Origin of the sequence: Planomonospora sp. ID82291, from assembly GCF_015711645.1 — a bacterium.
Classification (GTDB): domain Bacteria; phylum Actinomycetota; class Actinomycetes; order Streptosporangiales; family Streptosporangiaceae; genus Planomonospora.
This window is the reverse complement of the sequence record NZ_JABTEX010000003.1, coordinates 62,363-80,338: the sequence shown is the minus strand read 5'-3', so window position 1 is coordinate 80,338 and position 17,976 is coordinate 62,363. Positions and strand designations below refer to the sequence as shown.

14 protein-coding genes are annotated in these 17,976 nt (G+C 72.8%); 7 read left to right on the top strand and 7 right to left on the bottom strand.

What is annotated here, in order from left to right:
* Positions 1-123 precede the first annotated feature (123 nt).
* Entirely contained in the window at positions 124-714 is a 591-nt protein-coding gene (locus HS045_RS19750; protein WP_196452941.1) for a class I SAM-dependent methyltransferase, read from the top strand.
* Between the two features lie 84 nt (positions 715-798).
* Complete coding sequence (locus tag HS045_RS19745) at positions 799-1,980, top strand: acyl-CoA dehydrogenase family protein (RefSeq protein WP_196452940.1); 1,182 nt, start codon at positions 799-801, stop codon at positions 1,978-1,980.
* Between the two features lie 22 nt (positions 1,981-2,002).
* Here HS045_RS19745 and HS045_RS19740 read toward each other — a convergent pair whose 3' ends face one another.
* Positions 2,003-2,917 carry an alpha/beta hydrolase gene (locus HS045_RS19740; RefSeq protein ID WP_196452939.1) on the bottom strand — a complete coding sequence of 305 codons (915 nt, stop codon included), beginning with the start codon at positions 2,915-2,917 and terminating at the stop codon, positions 2,003-2,005.
* Positions 2,918-3,059: 142 nt separating this feature from the next.
* Entirely contained in the window at positions 3,060-3,749 is a 690-nt protein-coding gene (locus HS045_RS19735) for a gamma-glutamyl-gamma-aminobutyrate hydrolase family protein (protein WP_196452938.1), read from the bottom strand.
* A 492-nt stretch (positions 3,750-4,241) separates the two neighbouring features.
* On the opposite strand from HS045_RS19735, the gene HS045_RS19730 reads away from it, so the two are divergent.
* The 3 genes from HS045_RS19730 to HS045_RS19720 all read left to right on the top strand — a co-directional run bounded on the left by HS045_RS19730 (position 4,242) and on the right by HS045_RS19720 (position 7,903).
* Positions 4,242-5,357: a globin domain-containing protein gene (locus tag HS045_RS19730; protein ID WP_196452937.1), complete on the top strand. Its 1,116-nt coding sequence runs from the start codon at positions 4,242-4,244 to the stop codon at positions 5,355-5,357.
* A 128-nt stretch (positions 5,358-5,485) separates the two neighbouring features.
* The gene (locus HS045_RS19725) at positions 5,486-6,565 is read left to right on the top strand and encodes an exo-alpha-sialidase (RefSeq protein WP_196452936.1); all 1,080 of its coding nucleotides are present in this window, start codon (positions 5,486-5,488) and stop codon (positions 6,563-6,565) included.
* 81 nt (positions 6,566-6,646) lie between these two features.
* A complete protein-coding gene (locus tag HS045_RS19720; RefSeq protein ID WP_196452935.1) occupies positions 6,647-7,903 on the top strand; it encodes a cytochrome P450 in 1,257 nt (418 codons plus the stop codon).
* Positions 7,904-8,014: 111 nt separating this feature from the next.
* Here HS045_RS19720 and thyX read toward each other — a convergent pair whose 3' ends face one another.
* From thyX to HS045_RS19700, 4 genes are all read right to left on the bottom strand, one after another.
* Positions 8,015-9,454 (bottom strand): FAD-dependent thymidylate synthase, encoded by a 1,440-nt coding sequence (gene thyX, locus HS045_RS19715; protein WP_196452934.1) that lies wholly within the window; start codon positions 9,452-9,454, stop codon positions 8,015-8,017.
* A gap of 235 nt (positions 9,455-9,689) precedes the next feature.
* Positions 9,690-10,856: an amidohydrolase family protein gene (locus HS045_RS19710; RefSeq protein WP_196452933.1), complete on the bottom strand. Its 1,167-nt coding sequence runs from the start codon at positions 10,854-10,856 to the stop codon at positions 9,690-9,692.
* Between the two features lie 137 nt (positions 10,857-10,993).
* The gene (locus HS045_RS19705; RefSeq protein WP_196452932.1) at positions 10,994-13,153 is read right to left on the bottom strand and encodes an anthranilate synthase component I; all 2,160 of its coding nucleotides are present in this window, start codon (positions 13,151-13,153) and stop codon (positions 10,994-10,996) included.
* Between the two features lie 179 nt (positions 13,154-13,332).
* A complete protein-coding gene (locus HS045_RS19700) occupies positions 13,333-14,106 on the bottom strand; it encodes an SGNH/GDSL hydrolase family protein (RefSeq protein ID WP_196452931.1) in 774 nt (257 codons plus the stop codon).
* A 232-nt stretch (positions 14,107-14,338) separates the two neighbouring features.
* Between HS045_RS19700 and HS045_RS19695 the strand changes: the two genes are divergently transcribed.
* Together HS045_RS19695 and HS045_RS19690 are read left to right on the top strand one after the other, a co-directional pair.
* Positions 14,339-15,961: a CocE/NonD family hydrolase gene (locus HS045_RS19695; RefSeq protein WP_196452930.1), complete on the top strand. Its 1,623-nt coding sequence runs from the start codon at positions 14,339-14,341 to the stop codon at positions 15,959-15,961.
* Between the two features lie 71 nt (positions 15,962-16,032).
* Positions 16,033-17,052, top strand: a complete 1,020-nt coding sequence (locus HS045_RS19690; RefSeq protein WP_196452929.1) for a YafY family protein — start codon at positions 16,033-16,035, stop codon at positions 17,050-17,052.
* Here the strand turns inward: HS045_RS19690 and HS045_RS19685 are convergent.
* The gene (locus HS045_RS19685) at positions 17,043-17,957 is read right to left on the bottom strand and encodes an SDR family oxidoreductase (protein WP_196452928.1); all 915 of its coding nucleotides are present in this window, start codon (positions 17,955-17,957) and stop codon (positions 17,043-17,045) included. The genes HS045_RS19690 and HS045_RS19685 overlap by 10 nt on opposite strands.
* Positions 17,958-17,976: the final 19 nt, after the last annotated feature.

Sequence of the window (17,976 nt, the reverse complement as noted above, 5' to 3'; positions counted from 1 at the left end):
AACGGTATCCGCCCGCGCAGGCGATCCGCTCGTCCCCGGGGAGGGCGGCGCCTCCTCCTACTGGCCGGAAGATCGGCCGGATGACCGGTAACGGACGGCCAAAGAACCCTTAACCTTCACACCATGACCAATGACACCGCGGTCTTCCTGGGGCAGTGGATGCGGGCTCCGGGGACCACCGGAGCCGTGGCCCCGAGTTCCCGCCGGCTCGCCGCGGCCGTGACCGCGCCGGTCCCCCACCGGGGCGACCCGGTGATCGTCGAGCTCGGCCCCGGCACGGGCGCGTTCACCGCGGAGATCCAGCGGCGGCTGGGCGGCCGGGGGCACCATCTGGCGGTCGAGATCAACCCGAAGCTGGCGGACTTCCTCGCGGACCGCCACCCCAAGGTCGACGTCGTGGTCGCCGACGCGGCGGGGCTGCCGGGCCTGCTGGAGCAGCGGGGCCTCCTCCACGCCGACGCGGTCGTGAGCGGCCTGCCCTGGGCCGCGTTCTCCGAGGAGACCCAGGCGAGCCTGCTGAACGCCGTCGCCGCCGTCATGGGGCCGAACACGGCCTTCACCACCTTCGCCTACAGCTTCGCCAAGCACCTGCCGCCCGCGCGGCGCTTCCGGCGGCGCCTGCACGACACCTTCGAGGAGGTCGTCACGGGCCGCACGGTGTGGGGCAACGTCCCGCCGGCCTTCGTGTACCACGCGCGACGTCCCCGCGGATGACCCTCGCCTTCTGACCGAACTTCGTTCTATTATTGCGTGCGCAACCGGTTCTTTGCACACGCAACCAGAACGGAGCCGACCAGGGTGGACTTCACTCTTCCGGAGAGCGCGCTGGCCGTACAGCGCGGCGTCGCCGACATCTGCGCACGCTACGACCTCGACTACTGGCAGCGCTGCGAGACCGACAAGCGCTGGCCGGAGGAGGTCTGGGCGGAGCTGGCCAAGGGCGGCTGGCTGGGCCTGGCCGTCCCCGAGGAGTACGGCGGAGGCGGCCAGGGCCTGCTGGAGCTGGCCGTGGCCACCGAGACCCTCTCCGCCTCCGGCGCCGCCGGAGGGGCGGCGTTCACCTACGTCCTGACCCCCGGCTTCGGCGCGATGACCCTGGCCCGGCACGGCAGCGCGCGCCAGCGCGAGGAGCTGCTGCCCGCGATGGCCACCGGTGAGATCGAGACCTGCTTCGCCCTGACCGAGCCCGACGCCGGCTCGAACGCGCTCGGCATCTCGACCTCGGCCCGCCGTGACGGCGAGGAGTTCGTGGTCAACGGCCAGAAGATCTGGATCACCGGCGTGCAGCGCGCCACCTGGATGCTCCTGGTCACCCGGACCGTCCCCGCCGCCGAGGCCCGCCCCCGCACCCACGGCATCACCGTCCTGCTGGTGAACGTGCCCGAGGCCGTCGCCGCGGGCCGGCTCTCCTACCGGCCGATCCCCAAGATGGGCGCCAACACCACGCCGTCCAACATGGTCTTCATCGACGACCTGCGGGTGCCGGCGGCCAACGTCGTCGGGGAGGTCGACCGGGGCGCGCAGGTGCTGTGGGACATCCTCAACCCCGAGCGCATCCTGCTGGCCGCCTCCGCGGTCGGCGGCGCCGAGGTGGCGCTGCAGGCGGCCGTGCGGTACGCCAAGGAGCGCGAGGTCTTCGGCCGGCCGATCGGCGCCAACCAGGCCGTCGCCTTCCCCCTCGCCCAGGTCAAGGCCAAGATCGAGCTGGCCCGGCTGATGCTGTACAAGGCCGCCTGGCTCTTCGACGAGCAGCGGCCGTGCGGCACCGAGGCCAACATCGCCAAGCTGACCGCCTCCCAGGCGGCCTGGGAGGCGGCCGACCACGCCTTCCAGACCCACGGCGGCATGGCCTACTCGCTGGAGTACCCCGTCGCCCGGCTGCTGGCCGACGCCCGCATCGGCAAGGTGGCCCCGGTCACCGAGGAACTGCTGCTCAACTACCTGGCCACCCAGGTCCTCGGCCTGCCGCGGAGCTTCTGACGGGTGCTCGCCGCCCGGCGTCTCAGGCGAAGGCCTCCTTCAGCCGCGCGGCCGCGTACTCGCGCGCCTCGGCCGCCTGGTCGAAGAAGCCGGGCAGGCCGAAGAAGCCGTGGATCGCCCCGGCGTAGCACCGGTACTCGACCGGGACCCCGGCCTCCGCGAGCCCGGCGGCGTACGCCTCGCCCTCGTCGCAGAGCGGGTCGCACTCGGCGGTGAGCACCGTCGCGGGGGCCAGGCCCGCCTTGTCGGCCAGGCGGAGCGGGGCCAGCCGGGGGTCGGCCGGGTCGCCGCCGTACTGCGCGGCGAACCAGGCCATCTCGTCGGCGCCCAGCCCGAACCCGGAGGCGTAGGTCCGGTAGCTGGGCGTGTCCATGGCGACGTCGGCGATCGGGTAGACCAGCACCTGGTGGGCCAGGCGCAGTCCGGCGTCCCTGGCCCGCCAGGCGGCCACGGCGGCGAGGTTGCCGCCCGCGCTGTCACCCAGGACCGCGATCCGCTCCGGATCGGCCCCGTAGGCGGCCGGGCGGGCGAAGACGTCCCGGACCGCGGCCAGCGCGTCGTCGGCCGCGGCGGGGAAGGGGTGCTCGGGAGCGAGCCGGTAGTCCACCGAGACCACCACCGCGCCGGTGCGCACGGCCAGGTCCCGGGCGAGCGCGTCGTTGCGGGCCACGCTGCCGAACACCCAGCCGCCGCCGTGGAAGTAGACGATCACCGGGAGCGGGCGGTCGCCGTCGTCGGCCCGGTAGACGCGCACGGGCACGCCGCCCGCGCTCCCGTCCCGCACGACCGGGAGCGCGACGATCGGCCCCCGCTGCTCGGCGAACCCGTCCAGGGCCCGCATCTCGGCGATCACGGCGGGGGTGAGCTCGGCGAGGGGCGGGCCGAGGTCGGTGGGGAAGAGCTTCAGATAGGCCTCGGCCTGGGGATGCAACGCCATGGCCGCACCCTACCCGCCGGGATCCGGCGCGGCGGGCGGGGCCTCCCGGCGGCGGCTCCGGGGAGCGCGCCCGGGGCCGCATCCGGGGTCACGCCCGGCGACACGCCCGGTGGCGTGCCCGGTGACACGCCCGGTGGAATGCTCAGTGGGCGGCGGCCTCGACCAGGGCCTCGATCAGGCGGTTGTCGTCGCCCCGCTCCGGGTGCCACTGCACGCCGACCGCGAAGGGGTGCCCCTGCAGTTCGACGCCCTCCACGATCTGGTCGTCGGCCCAGGCCACCGCGAGCAGGCCCGTCCCGAGCCGCTTGACGGCCTGCCGGTGCGGCGCGGTCACCTCGGCCCGGTCGCCGAGCGCCTTGCCCAGCACGCTGGAGACGCTGATCTGGACGGTGTGCGGGCGGCCGGGCTCGCCGTGCCGGTCGTGCCCGACCACCTCGGGGAGCCAGGGGATCAGGGTGCCGCCCTGCGCGACGTTCAGCACGTGCATGCCCCGCGCGACGGCGAGCAGCGGCAGCCCGGCCTGCACGGCGGAGCGGGCCGCGGCCAGTTCGAAGCGGTCGCGGTGCGGCTGGGGCGCGTCCAGCCGGTCGTCGGCGGCGGCGCCGTACAGGCCGGGGTCGAGCTCGGTGCCGCCGGCCAGGATCAGCCCGGACAGGCCCGCCGTGTAGTCGTCGACCCCGCCCAGGCCCAGCGGCGGGAGCAGCACCGGGGCGCCACCGGCCTTCTCCACCGCCCGGACGTAGGACGCGGGCGACAGGACGGCCTCGCGGACCCAGGCGCCCCAGCGGGCGGCCTCGAGGTAGGCGGTGATACCGATCAGGGGTCGGGACATGCGTCCTCCAGGGCCATGCGCGGGGTCACACCGCCCGGCGCGGGCGGTGCCCATCCCCTCTCCAGCAGCACCTCCCATCATGGCGCACAGTATTTGCGCTATGTCACACATCCCGGGTATCGGTGTCGTCTCGCCGGGAAGCCGCCTCCGTCGCCGCCCGCGAGGGGTTGCGGGCGCGAAGGGCGTTTCGACGGATCCGGTGATCATTCTCCTCATGGATGAATTCACCACTTATCAGCCGAATGCGATTCTTATTCCCTTATTTCTAGAAATCGATCAGGCTTATCACGGATAATGATCAATCGGCTACGCGTCGTTAGTTTCCGCATCATATTGCCGGGAAACGGTTGTGACGCCCAAGGGGGTGATGGAAGACTTAAATTCGAGCGACCAGGGGTGCCGGGGCCGCGGGCCGCTCTCACCCGGAACCGCCAGAGAGGTGGATCCGCACGACCGGGCACCGGTCCGGTCAATGAGGTTGGGTTCCGTCACATGTCATTGAATCCGCGTCTCGTCAAAGAAAGCTTCTCCCTCGTCGAGCCCGTCGCGGACAAGGCCGCGGCGTACTTCTACGGCCGCCTGTTCGCCGAGAACCCGCATCTGCGGGGCATGTTCCCGCCGGCCATGGACGTCCAGCGCGACCGGCTCTTCAGCGCGCTGACCAGGATCGTCTGGAGCATCGACAGCCCCGACGGCCTGGCGTCCTTCCTCGGCCAGCTCGGCCGCGACCACCGCAAGTACGGCGTGCTCGCCGAGCACTACACCGCGATCGGCAACGCCCTGCTGGCCACGATCAGGCGCTTCGCCGCCGAGATCTGGAACGCGGAGATCGAGGCGGCCTGGGTCGCCGCCTACACGGCCGCCGCCAACACGATGATCGAGGCCGCCGAGGCCGCCGCCGGGGTCTCCCCCGCCTGGTGGCCGGCAGAGGTGATCGACCACGAGCGCCGCACGCCGGACATCGCGGTGGTCACCCTCCAGCCTGGTCGGCGCATGCCGTACCTGCCGGGGCAGTACGTCAACGTGCAGACCGCGCGCTGGCCCCGGGTGTGGCGCGCGTTCTCGCTGGCGAACGCCCCCCGCGAGGACAACACCGTCCGGCTGCACGTCCGGGCGGTCCCCGGAGGCTGGGTGTCCACCGCCCTGGTCGAGCACACCCGGATCGGCGACACCCTGATGCTCGGCCCCCCGGTCGGCACGATGACGCCCGTCGACTCCGGCCGCGACCTGCTGTGCGTGGCGGGCGGCACCGGCCTGGCGCCGATCAAGGCCATCGTGGAGCACGTCATCGCCTCGGGCCGGCGGCCCAACATCCACCTGCTGCACGGCGTGCGCCGCTCGCGCGACCTCTACGACCTGCCGGACCTGATCCGGATGGAATCGGGCTTCCCGTGGCTGCGCGTGCTTCCCGTGGTCTCCGACGAGCCCGGGTACGACGGGATGCGCGGCCGGGTGGCCGAGGTGGTGGAGCGGTTCCACTCGTGGGCCGAGCACGAGGTCTACGTCTGCGGGCCTCCCGCCATGGTCGAGGAGACCGCCCGGCGGCTGCGCCGCGGCGGGGTGCCTCCGGCCCGCATCCACCGGGACGTCGCCCTGGGCGCGCTCTGACCGCATCCCGCGCTTTTCCCTCCCCCTCCGAAACGACTTTCCGTTCGAATCCGGAACGCCGATCCGATAAAGCGTGCGATATCGCTCGCGCCGTGAAACCATGGGGCCGAAGAGATCAAGGAGACGACATGCGCGATGCACTCTTGGCCATCGGCACCCGCAAGGGCCTGTTCCTGGCCCGCTCCACCGCCGGCGGCCCGTTCGAGGCCGATCCGGTCCGCTTCTCCACCATCGGGGTCGCCGCGGTCGCGATCGACACCCGGGGCCCGGCGCCCCGCCTCCTCGCCGGCATCGAATACGGCCACTTCGGTCCGTCCGTGATGTGGTCGGACGACCTCGGCGGCACCTGGCAGGAGGCCGAGCAGGCCCCGATCGCCTTCCCCGAGGAGACCGGCGCGACGCTGGAGCGCGTCTGGCAGCTCCAGCCCTCCCCCAGCGAGCCCGATGTCGTCTGGGCCGGGGTCGAGCCGGGGGCGCTGTTCCGCTCCGAGGGCGGCGGGATCACGTTCTCCCTGGTCGAGGGGCTGTGGAACCACCCGCACCGGCCCCAGTGGCACCCCGGCGGCGGCGGGCTCTGCATGCACACCGTGCTGCCCCATCCCAGCGACCCGAAGACCATCGGGGCCGCCGTCTCGACCGGCGGCTTCTACCGCAGCACCGACGGCGGCACCACCTGGGAGGCGGCCAACCGGGGGATCCGCGCGCCGTTCCTGCCCGAGGGGTCGCAGTACCCCGAGTTCGGCCAGTGCGTGCACAAGGTCACCGGTCACCCCGCCCGGCCCGAGCGGCTCTTCCTCCAGCACCACTTCGGCGTCTACCGCAGCGACGACTTCGGCGGCTCCTGGACCTCGATCGGCGACCCGCTCCCGTCCGACTTCGGCTTCCCCATCGTCGTGCACCCCGAGCGGCCCGACACGGTCTACGTCTTCCCGCTCACGGCCGACATGGACCGCACCCCGGTCGACCACCGCTGCCGGGTCTTCCGCAGCGACGACGCGGGCGGGTCCTGGCAGGCCCTGAGCGCCGGCCTGCCCGAGGACCCGGTCCACTCCACCGTGCTGCGCGACGCGATGTGCGCCTCGCCCGCCGGTGTCTTCTTCGGCACCCGCGACGGCGAGGTGTACGGCTCCCGCGACGACGGCGAGAGCTGGTTCACCGTCGCCCGGCACCTGCCGGACGTGCTGACCGTACGCGCCGCGGTGCTCTAGCCCCCCTGTTCCGCGGATCGGCGGGCCTCCGCTCGACGGGCCGGTGGTTTCGCACCGGGAGCCACGGGAAGGCCGTACGCCATGCCCATCGCGGATCACACGCTTCTGCTGCTGCTCGAAGGTTACGGCTGGCTGCCCGCCCAGCGGCGGCGCGCCCCCGGCGAGGTCGTGCACACCCGGGTGATGGGTCAGCGCGCCGTGGGACTGGGCGGACCGGAGGCGGCGCGGTTCTTCTACGACGAGGAGCACATCGAGCGGCACACGGCCCTGCCCGGCCCCGTCAAGAGCACCCTGTTCGGCCACGGGGCGGTCCACACCCTCGACGGCGCCGACCACCGGGTGCGCAAGGCGATGTTCATGTCGCTGATGACGGACGAGGGCGTCACCGACCTCGTCGACCGCACCACCGCGGCCTGGGACGAGGCGGTCGCCTCCTGGGCCGGCGCGCCGGAGGTCGTGCTCTTCGACGAGGCCGCCCGGGTCATCACCCGCGGTGTGTGCCGGTGGGCCGGCATCCCCCTGCGCGACGCCGACGCACCGGCTGCGGCGTCGGACCTGGTGGCGCTGGTGGACGGGTTCGGCGGCCCCGGAGCCCGGCACTGGCGGGCCCGGCGGGCCCGCGCGCGCCGCGAGGCGTGGCTGGGCGGCCTCGTGCGGGACGTGCGCGACGGCGCGGCCACCGCGCCACGGGGCTCCGCGCTCGACGTCGTCGCCTTCCACCACGACGCCGGCGGTGAGCTGCTCGACCCGCGCGTGGCGGCGGTGGAACTGCTCAACGTCGTGCGCCCGACCGTGGCCGTGTGCTGGTTCGTCACCTTCGCCGCCCATGCCCTGCACCGGTGGCCGCGGCACCGCGCGCCGCTGGCGGGCGGCGACGAGGCCTTCACCGAGGCCTTCGTGCACGAGGTCCGCCGCTTCTACCCGTTCGCGCCCCTGGTGGGCGGCCGGGCGCTGCGGGACCTGACCTGGCGGGGGGAGCGCATTCCCGCCGGCGCGCTGGTGCTGCTCGACGTCTACGGGCACAACCACGACCCCCGGCTCTGGGAGAGCCCCTACACCTTCGACCCGGGGCGCTTCACCGGCCGGGAGATCGGCGAGTTCGACCTGATCCCGCAGGGCGGCGGGGACCCGCGCACCGGACACCGCTGCCCCGGCGAGGCCATCACCGTCGCGCTGCTGAAGGCACTGGTGGTACGGCTGGCCCGCCTGGACTACCGCGTCCCCGACCAGGACCTGGGCATCTCCCTGCGGCGCGTCCCCGCCCGCCTGGCCGGCGGCTTCGTCATGTCCTCCGTACGGCCCGCCGTGCGGAGCCCCGCGCCCTCCCCGCGGCGCTGAGCGCGGCGTTCCGTCCGTACCACCAGGTTCCCGGCCGAGGCCGCCCCGCGAGCCGACCGGCCGGTCGGCGACCGCCTCCCGGCGGCCTCGTCCCGCTCCTCCGGCGATCTCCTACGGGGCGACGCGGCCGTTCGCGACGAAGGCCGCGTGGGTGAGCGGCATCAGTTCCGCCCAGGCGGCCTCCATCTTCTCGGCCACCATCTCGATCTCACGCTGCGGGAACGACGGCACCCTGGCCTGCTCGCTCTTGGTGCGCAGCGACAGGAAGTGCATCAGCGAGCGGGCGTTGCACGTGGCGTACATCGAGGAGAACAGCCCGACCGGCAGCACCGCCCTGGCCACCTCGCGGGCGACCCCGGCCTCCAGCATCTCCTGGTAGGCCGCGTACGACTGCCGGTAGGCCGACTCCATCGCCTCGGAGACGACCTTGTGCTGCTCCGCGCTCCCCTCCACGAAGACGTACTTACCCGGCCGCCCCTCCTGTACCAGTTTGCGCTCTATGCCCGGAACGTAGAATTTAGGCTGAAGCTCGCGATACCTTCCGCTCTCCTCGTTGTACGAATTGTGCACCACAATTCCATCGGCGATAAAATTGTGCCAGGGGCCGGGCATGGAGATATCGTAGGTCTCCTCCTCGCCATCAGCCATGACCGAGATGATCTTTTCGTCGCGGATACCGAGCCTGGACGGTCGACGCTCGACTTCCCATGCTTCTCTGCTGGACTTCGTCTCATGACACGGAGCACAGATCGGAGCGAGGTTGTCCTTGTCCAGAGCGAGCTTGATTTCCCGACTCACCGGAACGACGTGATCGACCTCAAGGTCTCCGAAGTCGAAAATTCCACCGCAGACATGGCACGCATCGATCGCGCTCACCACTTCCGGCTTCATCCGAGTGGTCCAGAACTGGATTTCTTCCCGTAGGCGGCGGGGGATGCCGGTGGACTCTCCGACAGGTACGGTGGCCTGCACCGAAACGAGGTCCCCAGAGGTCAGGTCTTTCGCCTTGACCCACTCGCCCCGCGATAAGATCGCATGGTCAGGAGAGCACCGCAGCGTCTTTCCGGCAGCCGTTTCGATCTTCAAGATGGGTTTGACTCCGCTCTTGAACACGTCGACCATGCGAGTCCATTCGATGAGACCCGTCTCGAGATTCACCGTGCGAGTGCTCAGATGTCGGCATGAAGAAAGCATACGGGTGCGGCCCATGGAGTCCCGGACCCCTTCATGCCAATCCGAATAGATATCCTTGATCTTCTTGTTGTTGGTGTTCTTTAGAGTTCCCACGGGGATTCGAGAATCTCCAGGAAGACACCATCCGACCCGGTGACGATGAAACTCGCGGAAAACAAAGATCGGCGCGCTGACGAGGAACGTCATCGAGTTGTGCTCGAACGGACTGCCGTGCCGGTCACGCATCAGATAGTTGATCAGTCCCTTGGAGCGCTCGGGATCCTTGCCGATCTCCTCCAGAGACTGCTCTCCCGCCGTGGACACGCGAGCCGCCCACAGCACGTCGGCGTCCGAAGCACTGTGCTTGACCAACTCCACGGTCACATCATCGAGAAAGTGCGGCTGATTTTCGTGCACGACAAGGCCTTCCGGCGTCGGGGTCAGGACGTTGGCAAGCCTAGCGCCGACCATTGACAACCCACGGTGACCGCCAGGGCACTCTCGGATATCACTTCTGGTTCGGGACTCATCGCTCGAGGAACGACCTCGCCCTCGGGAAACCCGTCACCTGCGTCGGAGACGGAGCCGCACCTGAGCACCTCAGAGAAGGCCGTCACAATCGGTAGACCCGGCGGGCGTTGCCCGAGCCGATCATGTAGGCCACCCGGGCCGCGTCGGCGGCGCTCCACTCGCCGGCCGCCAGCCGGAGGGCCAGGGCTCCGGCCAGGGCCCTGCGGTACTGCAGCGCTCCGAGGTAGCAGGCCTCGGCCACACCCCGGCCGTGGGAGCCGAACAGCTGCTTGTGGAAGGGCGCCAGCTCCAGCAGCTCCCCGACGACGCCGTCCGCGGCGGCGCGGGCCGGGGTGCCTCCGACGTCCACGTAGACGTGCGGGAAGACCGCGGCGAGGTGGGCGGCCTGGCGGTGGAAGGGGCGGCAGCCGAGCAGGACGACGGGCACGCCCATGGGTTGGAGCGCCCGGATGAACCCGGCCATCAGCGCCGGGTCGGCCCGGTGCGGGGCCGTTTCCGGCCCGCCGTGCCCGGCGTGGAACTGCAGCGGCAGGCCGCCCGCCCGGGCCGCCTCCGCCGCGGTCCAGAGCAGATGGCGCAGGAGCACCGGATCGGCCAGCGGTTCCTTGGGGTCGGACAGCCGCCGGTTGGCCGCCGCGATGACGGCGCCCCGGCTCGGCCGGGCCGGGTCGAAGTCGAGGCCGTACCGGTGGGCGATGGCCGAGGCGAGAGCGGCGGCCCGCGCGGCGCGGTCGGCCAGCTCGCTCTCCAGAGCCGAGATGTAGGAGACGCCGGCGCCCGAGGTCTCGGCCACCTCGTGCTCGATCTGCTCGATCCGGACGATCTCGTCGGCCGTGGCGTCGCCGTGCCGGCCCGTCTCGGCCGCCGACAGCAGCTCCGGCGCCTCCGGGGAGGTCTCGACCAGGAAGGCCGCGATCCCCGCACCGCACAGCATCCGGCGGTTCACCTCCTCCGCGCCGAGTTCGGCGCGCCGGGCCAGGTAGACGGCGGGCGGGGCGTGCGGCTCCAGGTCCAGCAGCGGGGCGCACCAGCGCCGGACGGCGGCGCCGGCGGGGGTGTCGAAGTGGGTCGTGCCGGGTGGCGCGGGGGTGTCCGCCTCGGTGATCAGCAGCTCGAACCGGGCCCGCACCAGGTCGTCGCGGCGCACGCCGCGGCAGTGGTGGTCGACGAGCGGCGCCAGCAGTGCCTCCCGGACGGCGTCGGGCAGAGCGACGGGCAGTCCGTCGGGCAGCGCGTCCTGCGGTCGCATCGTCGGCTCCTCTCATACGCCCGCGGGCGGACCGGTCCGACCGGTCCGCCCGCAGTCCCATTGCAGGAGTAACTGTACGACCACGCCGCGTGTTCGCGCCGCCGTTTCAGGCCACCGGACCTGCCCGCGCCGTCGTTTCAGGCCACCGGCCGGGAGAGCCTCAGGACGTTGGCGATGATGCGCGCGCCCGCGCCGCCCTCGGCGGTGAGGATCGACTCGGGGTGGAACTGCACCGCGAAGCGGCGCCGCGCCACGTCCTCGATCGCCATGACCGCGCCGTCGGGGGTGAGCGCGGTGACGGCGAAGCCGTCGACCCCCGGCTGCTTGGCGTGCAGCGAGTGGTAGCGGGCGGCGACGAACTCCTCCGGGAGCCCGTCCAGCAGGGCGCTCTCGCCCAGCCGCTTGACCTGCCCGCGCTTGCCGTGCTCGGGGTAGGACAGCAGCTCCAGCGTGCCGCCCGCCTGCTCCACCATGCCCTGCAGGCCGAGGCAGACGCCGAAGACGGGCAGGTCGCGGGCGTAGAGCGCGTCGACCAGGGCGGGCAGGCCGAAGTCCGACGGCCAGCCGGGGCCCGGCGAGAGCACCACGAGCGAGGGGTCGATCTCGTCGATCATCTCGGCCGGGAAGCCGTGCCGCAGGGTGACGACCTCGGCGCCCTGCTGGCGGAAGTAGTCGGCCAGGGTGTTGACGAAGGAGTCCTCGTGGTCGACCAGGAGCACCTTCATGCCCTCGCCGGGCCGCTCCCGGTCCTGCTCGGCGGCCGACGCGGGCGCCGTGCCGTCCTCCCCGGCGGTCCGGGCACCGACCGCGGCCAGGGCGCCGAGCAGGGCGCTGGCCTTGAGCTCGGTCTCGCGCTCCTCGGCGTCGGGGTCGGAGTCGAACAGCAGCGTGGCCCCGGCCCGCACGGTGGCGACGCCCTGCCTGATCTGCGCGGTGCGCAGGGTCAGGCCGGTGTTCATGGAGCCGTCGAAGCCGATGTAGCCGACCGCCCCGCCGTACCAGCGGCGGGTGGTGGCCTCGTGGTCCTCGATGAACTGCATGGCCCAGGTCTTGGGCGCGCCGGTGACGGTGACGGCCCACATGTGGGTGAGGAAGGCGTCGAGGGCGTCGAACCCGGGGCGCAGGCGGCCCTCGATGTGGTCGACGGTGTGGATCAGGCGGGAGTACATCTCGATCTGCCGCCGGCCGATGACCTGGACGCTGCCCGGCACGCAGATGCGGGACTTGTCGTTGCGGTCCACGTCGGTGCACATGGTCAGCTCCGACTCCTCCTTGACGCTCGACAGGAGGGTGCGGATCGCCTCGGCGTCCTCGACCGGGGTGCCGCCGCGGGCGATGGTGCCGGAGATCGGGCAGGTCTCCACCCGGTCGCCGCTGACCCGGACGTACATCTCCGGGGAGGCGCCGACCAGGTGCTCGCCCTCGCCGAGGTTGAACAGGAACTCGTACGGCGCGGGGTTGGCCGTGCGCAGCCCCCGGTAGAAGGCGGCCGGGTCGGTGCAGGGGGCGTGGAAGACCTGCCCGGGGACGACCTCGAACAGGTCCCCGCGGACGAACTTCTCCTTGGCCGCGGCGACGACCTCGGCGTAGGCGCCCTTCGCCGGGTCGGCCGGGAGCTCGGCGGGGGCGGGCGGCAGCGGGACGCTCTCGCCGTCGCGGGGCAGGCCGCGGGTGGAGACGCCGTCCACGGTGAACTCGTAGCGGTACTCCTTGCTGGTCTCCCGCTTGCGGTCGATCACCATGATCCGGTCGGGCAGGTGCAGCACCAGGTCGCGCTGGTCGGCGGCGCGGGTGAGCACCTGCCGGATCGGCTCGAACTGGAAGGCCAGGTCGTAGCCGAAGGCGCCGTACAGGCCCAGGTGCTCGTCCTCGCCCTTGAACGCGGCGATGACCTCGCGGATCGCGGTGAAGACCGTGGGGCGGCGGCTGCGCATCTCCTCGGGGAGGATCTCCGCCGACTCCGGCACGTGCACCTCGACCCGGTCGGCGGCCGGCGCGGAGACGGGCTCGCCCGCGGCGAGCAGGCAGGAGGCGACCGCGGGCAGCACGACGCGGCCCCGGGCGTTCAGCGCCCGGGCGGTGACGGTGCGGCCCCTGGCCACGATCTCCAGGCAGGGGTCGACGTAGGCCAGGTGCCACCGGCTGTAGCGGCCGGGGTACTCCATCCCGGAGGACAGGACGCCGCCGCGCCGCTCGCCCAGCGTGCCGACGACGTCGTCGAGCACGGTCTCCGGGACGTCGGCCGTCGCGACCTCGACCCTGATGCCTCCGGCGGTGGTGTATCCGCTCGTCTCCACTGCAGCCTCGCCCCTCGTTGGTGTCTTCCGATGCCAGGGGGGCGGACGCAGAAAAGGCCGCCTCCCCGGGCGGCCGTCCCTCTGCTCGCGTGTGCGAAACCTGCGCCGCCTAGAAGCGGCGCCACCACTGAAGGGTTCCGGGGTTTCGCATGCCCGCAGACTACCGGCGTCAGCCGTGGTCAGGCAACATCATCGCCCACGGGAGCGAGCTCGGGTCGCTTGGCGTCCAGTCCGTCGCCGGAGGAGCGGCCCTGCAGACGGCGGTTGACCCACGGGGCCAGGAACATGCGGGCCCAGCGCAGGTCCTGCCGGCGGGCCTCGGCCCACACCGGCGGTCCCAGCGGCGGGTACGGCTCGCGCCAGTCCTCCTCGACGGGCAGGCCGAGGGCCTCGGCGGCGCGCAGCGCGATCCTGCGGTGGCCGTCGGCCGACAGGTGGAGGCGGTCCTCGCTCCAGGCGCGGCGGTCGCGGAGCACGTCCATGGCCCACAGGTCCACCAGGGTGCAGCCGTGCCGGGTGGCGATGTCGTGGATGTGCAGGTTGTAGACGGCGACCTTGTGGTGGACCAGGCGCATCACCGGGACCTGGCGGAGGTCGAAGCCGGTGAAGAGCAGCACCCGGGCGCCGGTGGCGCACAGCCGCGCCACGGCGGCGTCGAGCTGCGCGGCGATCGCGTCGGGGTCGCCGCCGGGGCGCAGGATGTCGTTGCCTCCGGCGCAGAGCGAGACCAGGTCCGGCGCCAGGGCCTCGGCCTGGGGCACCTGCTCGTCGGCGATCCGGGCGATCAGGCGGCCCCGGATCGCCAGGTTGGCGTAGCGGAACCCCGGTTCGCGGGCCGCCAGCAGTTCGGCCAGCCGGTCGGCCCAGCCCCGATAGCGGTCGTCGCCGAGGTGGTCGTCCAAGCCCTCGGTGAAGCTGTCCCCAAGAGCGACATACGAGGTTATCGATGACATGGCGCAGTAGTTTGCCGCGACGCCGGCTCCCTACGCGACCGTAGGCCCCCAGGGCGGCGCCACCGCCGGAGCGCGGCCGACGGACCTGCACCGATCACCCGGCGTCATCACGGAGGCACTACAATTCTCTGAATGTTGAAATGAAATCATCCACCATGTCTTGCCGGTTCACCTCCCCCGCCGCGAGCTTTGTTCTATTACTAGCGGGTAAGAAACGGGATGAGGAGGACATATGGTTACGACATGGTCGAGTTGGCCGGGCCGGTCCACCGGGCCCCGGATCGCGCATCGGGTGGAGGTCCAGCGCGACCTGCCGGTCCCGATGCCGGACGGGGTGGTCCTGCTCGCCGACCGCTACGTCCCCCGGGGAGCCGTCCGGCCGCCCACCGTCCTGATCCGCTCGCCGTACGGCAGGCGCGGCATGTTCGGGCTCATGTACGGCCGCGCCTTCGCCCGGCGGGGCTTCCAGGTGGTCATGCAGAGCTGCCGCGGGAGCTTCGGCTCCGGCGGCCTGCCCAGCCCGCTCGACGAGCACGACGACGGGCTGGCCACCCTGGCCTGGCTGCGCGGACAGCCCTGGTACGGCGGGAGCCTGGCGATGCACGGCCCCTCCTACCTCGGTTACGCCCAGTGGGCGATCGCCGCCGAGGCCGGGCCCGACCTGAGGGCCATGGCCACCTCGGTGACCGCCTCGCAGTTCCGGGACGCCGCCTACGTGGGCGGGGCGTTCGCGCTGGAGTCGTCGCTGATCTGGACCACGCTGACCGCCACGATCGACAGCCCCTTCGGCGCGCTGACGGCCCCGCGCAGGACCCGGCGGGCCACGCTGTCGGGGCGCCCGCTGGCGGAGCTGGACGTGCTGTCGGCGGGCCGGGCCGTGCCCTTCTTCCAGGACCTGCTGACCCACCACGCCGACCCGGCCGCCTACTGGGGCAGGCGCGACTTCTCCGCCTCGGTGGGCGAGGTGGAGGCCGCGGTCACCATGGTCGGCGGCTGGTACGACGTCTTCCTGCCCTGGCAGGTGAAGGACTACCTGGCGATGCGGGCCGCGGGACGGCGTCCGCAGCTGACCATCGGCCCGTGGTACCACGCGGACGTGCGGCAGACGCGGGCGGCCAACGCCGACGCGCTGGCCTGGTTCCGGGCCCACCTCATGGGCGACCTGTCGGGCCTGCGGGAGCAGCCGGTCCGGATCTTCGTCACCGGTGCGGACGAGTGGCGCGACCACCCCGACTGGCCGGTGCCGGGCATGCGCCCGCAGCGCTGGCACCTGCGGGCCGGCGGCGGGCTGGACCCGGGCGGCCCGGAGGACTCCGAGCCGGACCGCTACCGCTACGACCCGGCGCACCCCACCCCGGCGCTGGGCGGCCCGGTGCTGCTGGGAAACTCCGAGCCGCGGGACAACCGGCGCCTGGAGACCCGGCGCGACGTGCTCGTCTACACCGGCCCCGAGCTGCGCGAGGACACCGAGATGATCGGCCCCGTCTCCGCCGAGCTGTACCTGCGCTCCAGCACCGGGCACACCGACGTCGTGGTCCGGGTCTGCGACGTGCACCCCGGCGGCGCGTCGTACAACGTGTGCGAGGGGGTGCGGCGGCTCACCCCCGGCGACCCGGCGGCCGACGCCGACGGCGTCCGCCGGGTCGAGGTGGACCTGTGGCCGATCGGCCACCGCTTCCGGCGCGGCCACCGCATCCGGGTGCACGTGGCCGGCGGCGCCTACCCCCGCGTCGCCCGCAACCTCGGCACCGGCGACCCCCTGGGCACCGGCAGCGCCATGGTCATCGCCGACCAGGAGGTCTTCCACGACCCGTCCCGCCCCTCGGCGGTCGTCCTGCCCCTCGTCCCCCGCTGAACCGCGCCCGCTCGTCCCCCGCTGAACCGCGCCCGGCCGCGCGGCGCGCATCGGGGCGTTAGGGTCGGCGGGTGCGTGCGGCCAGGCTGATGTCGTTGGTGCTGCTCCTCCAGTCGCGCGGCGGGATGACCGCGGCCGAGCTGGCCCGGGAGCTGGAGGTGTCCGAGCGGACCGTGCACCGGGACGTGCTCGCGCTGTCCGAGGCGGGCGTCCCGGTCTACGCCGACCGGGGACGCGGCGGAGGGTACCGGCTGCTGGACGGTTACCGGACCCGCCTCACCGGCCTCGACCGGGCCGAGGCGGAGGCCCTGTTCCTGTCCGGCGTCCCGGAGGCGCTGCGGGAGATGGGCCTGGGCGGGGTCGCGGCCGCCGCCAGGCTCAAGGCGTCCGCGGCGCTCTCCCCCGGCCTGCGCGACGCCCCGGTGTCCGCCGCGCAGCGCTTCCACCTCGACGCCCCCGGCTGGTTCGCCGGCGATCGCCCGCCTCCGGAAGCACTGGTCCCGCTGGCCAGGGCGGTCTGGGGCGACCACCCGGTCACCGCCCGCTACCGCGGCGCCGAGCACACGCTGGAGCCGTACGGCCTCGTGCTCAAGGCCGGGGTCTGGTACCTGGCGACCCGTTCGTTGATCTACCGGGTGGACCGCTTCTCCACCGTGGCCGTCCACGCCGACCGGCGCTTCGCCCGGGACCGCGACTTCGACCTGGCCGCCTTCTGGAGCGCACGGGCCGCGGAGTTCACCCGCTCCCTGCTCACCGCCCGCGTCACGGTACGGCTCAGCCCCGACGGCCTGCGCCTGCTCCGGCACGTGGCCGATCCGGCGGCCCTCGACGAGGCCCTGGCCTCGGCCGGGGAGCCCGACGAGCACGGCCGGACCACGCTCGTCCTGCCCGTCGAGTCCCCCGAGGTCGCCTACGGCCAGCTCCTGCGCTTCGGCCCCGAGGCCGAGGTCCTCGATCCGCCCGCCCTGCGCGCCCTCCTGGCCGGGGCCGCCGTCCGCATGTCCCGCCTGTACGGTCCGCCCGCCGGCGACCCCGGGGAGCGGCGTCCCGGCGGCGCGGCCCGGCCGGGCGGCTCAGCGGATCAGCGGTAGCCGGTGGCGTCGGCGGGCCTGCCCGCGTCCTGCACCTCGACCAGGTAGCGCCAGGCGTCCGGCCGGGTGCCGTCGACGTCGGTGAAGCCGTACACCTGGGCGAGCCCGCCGCTGGAGAGCGACTGCCCCGACCAGCGCTCCCGCTCCGGGTCGGCGGCCAGCGCGACGACCGCGCGGCCGGTGAAGGCGGGCGACTCGGAGATCACGAAGTGCGGCTCCTTGTCGAGCGCGTCCCGCCAGTTCGCCTCCTGTACACCGTAGATCTCCAGCATCGCCTCCGAGCGCAGCCACCCGGGGGTCAGGGAGACCGCGGTGCAGCCGTACGGGCGCAGCTCGTGCGCCTGGGAGAAGCCCAGCCGGTTCACCGCGATCTTGGCCAGGTCGTAGAAGCAGGAGACCCGGTAGTGGCCGGCGTTGTACTCCCAGGTGCCGTCGGTCACCTCCACGACCAGGCCGCCGCGGTTCCTGGTCAGCAGCGGCAGCGCGAAGTGGCTGGTGATCAGGTGGGTGTCGACCGCCAGCCGGAGCAGGCGCAGGCCGTCGTCCAGCGGGTGCTCCCACAGCGGCGTGTCCCAGGCGGCGAACCGGTCTCCGCCCCAGACGTCGTTGACCAGCACGTCGAGCCGGCCGTGCGCGCGGTCGACCCGCTCCACCAGCGCCCGCACCCGCTCCGGTTCCAGGTGGTCCACCTGGACGGCGATCCCCTCGCCGCCCGCCCGGGTCACCAGCTCGGCCGTCTCCTCGATGGTCTCCGGCCGGTCCATCTCCGAGCGCTGCTCCCGCGTGGTGCGCCCGGTGCAGTAGACGACGGCCCCGGCGGCGCCCAGCTCCACCGCTACCGCCCGGCCCGTTCCCCGCGTCGCCCCGGCGACCAGGGCGACCTTTCCCTTGAGTGGTGTGTCCATGTCGACGATGCCACCGGGA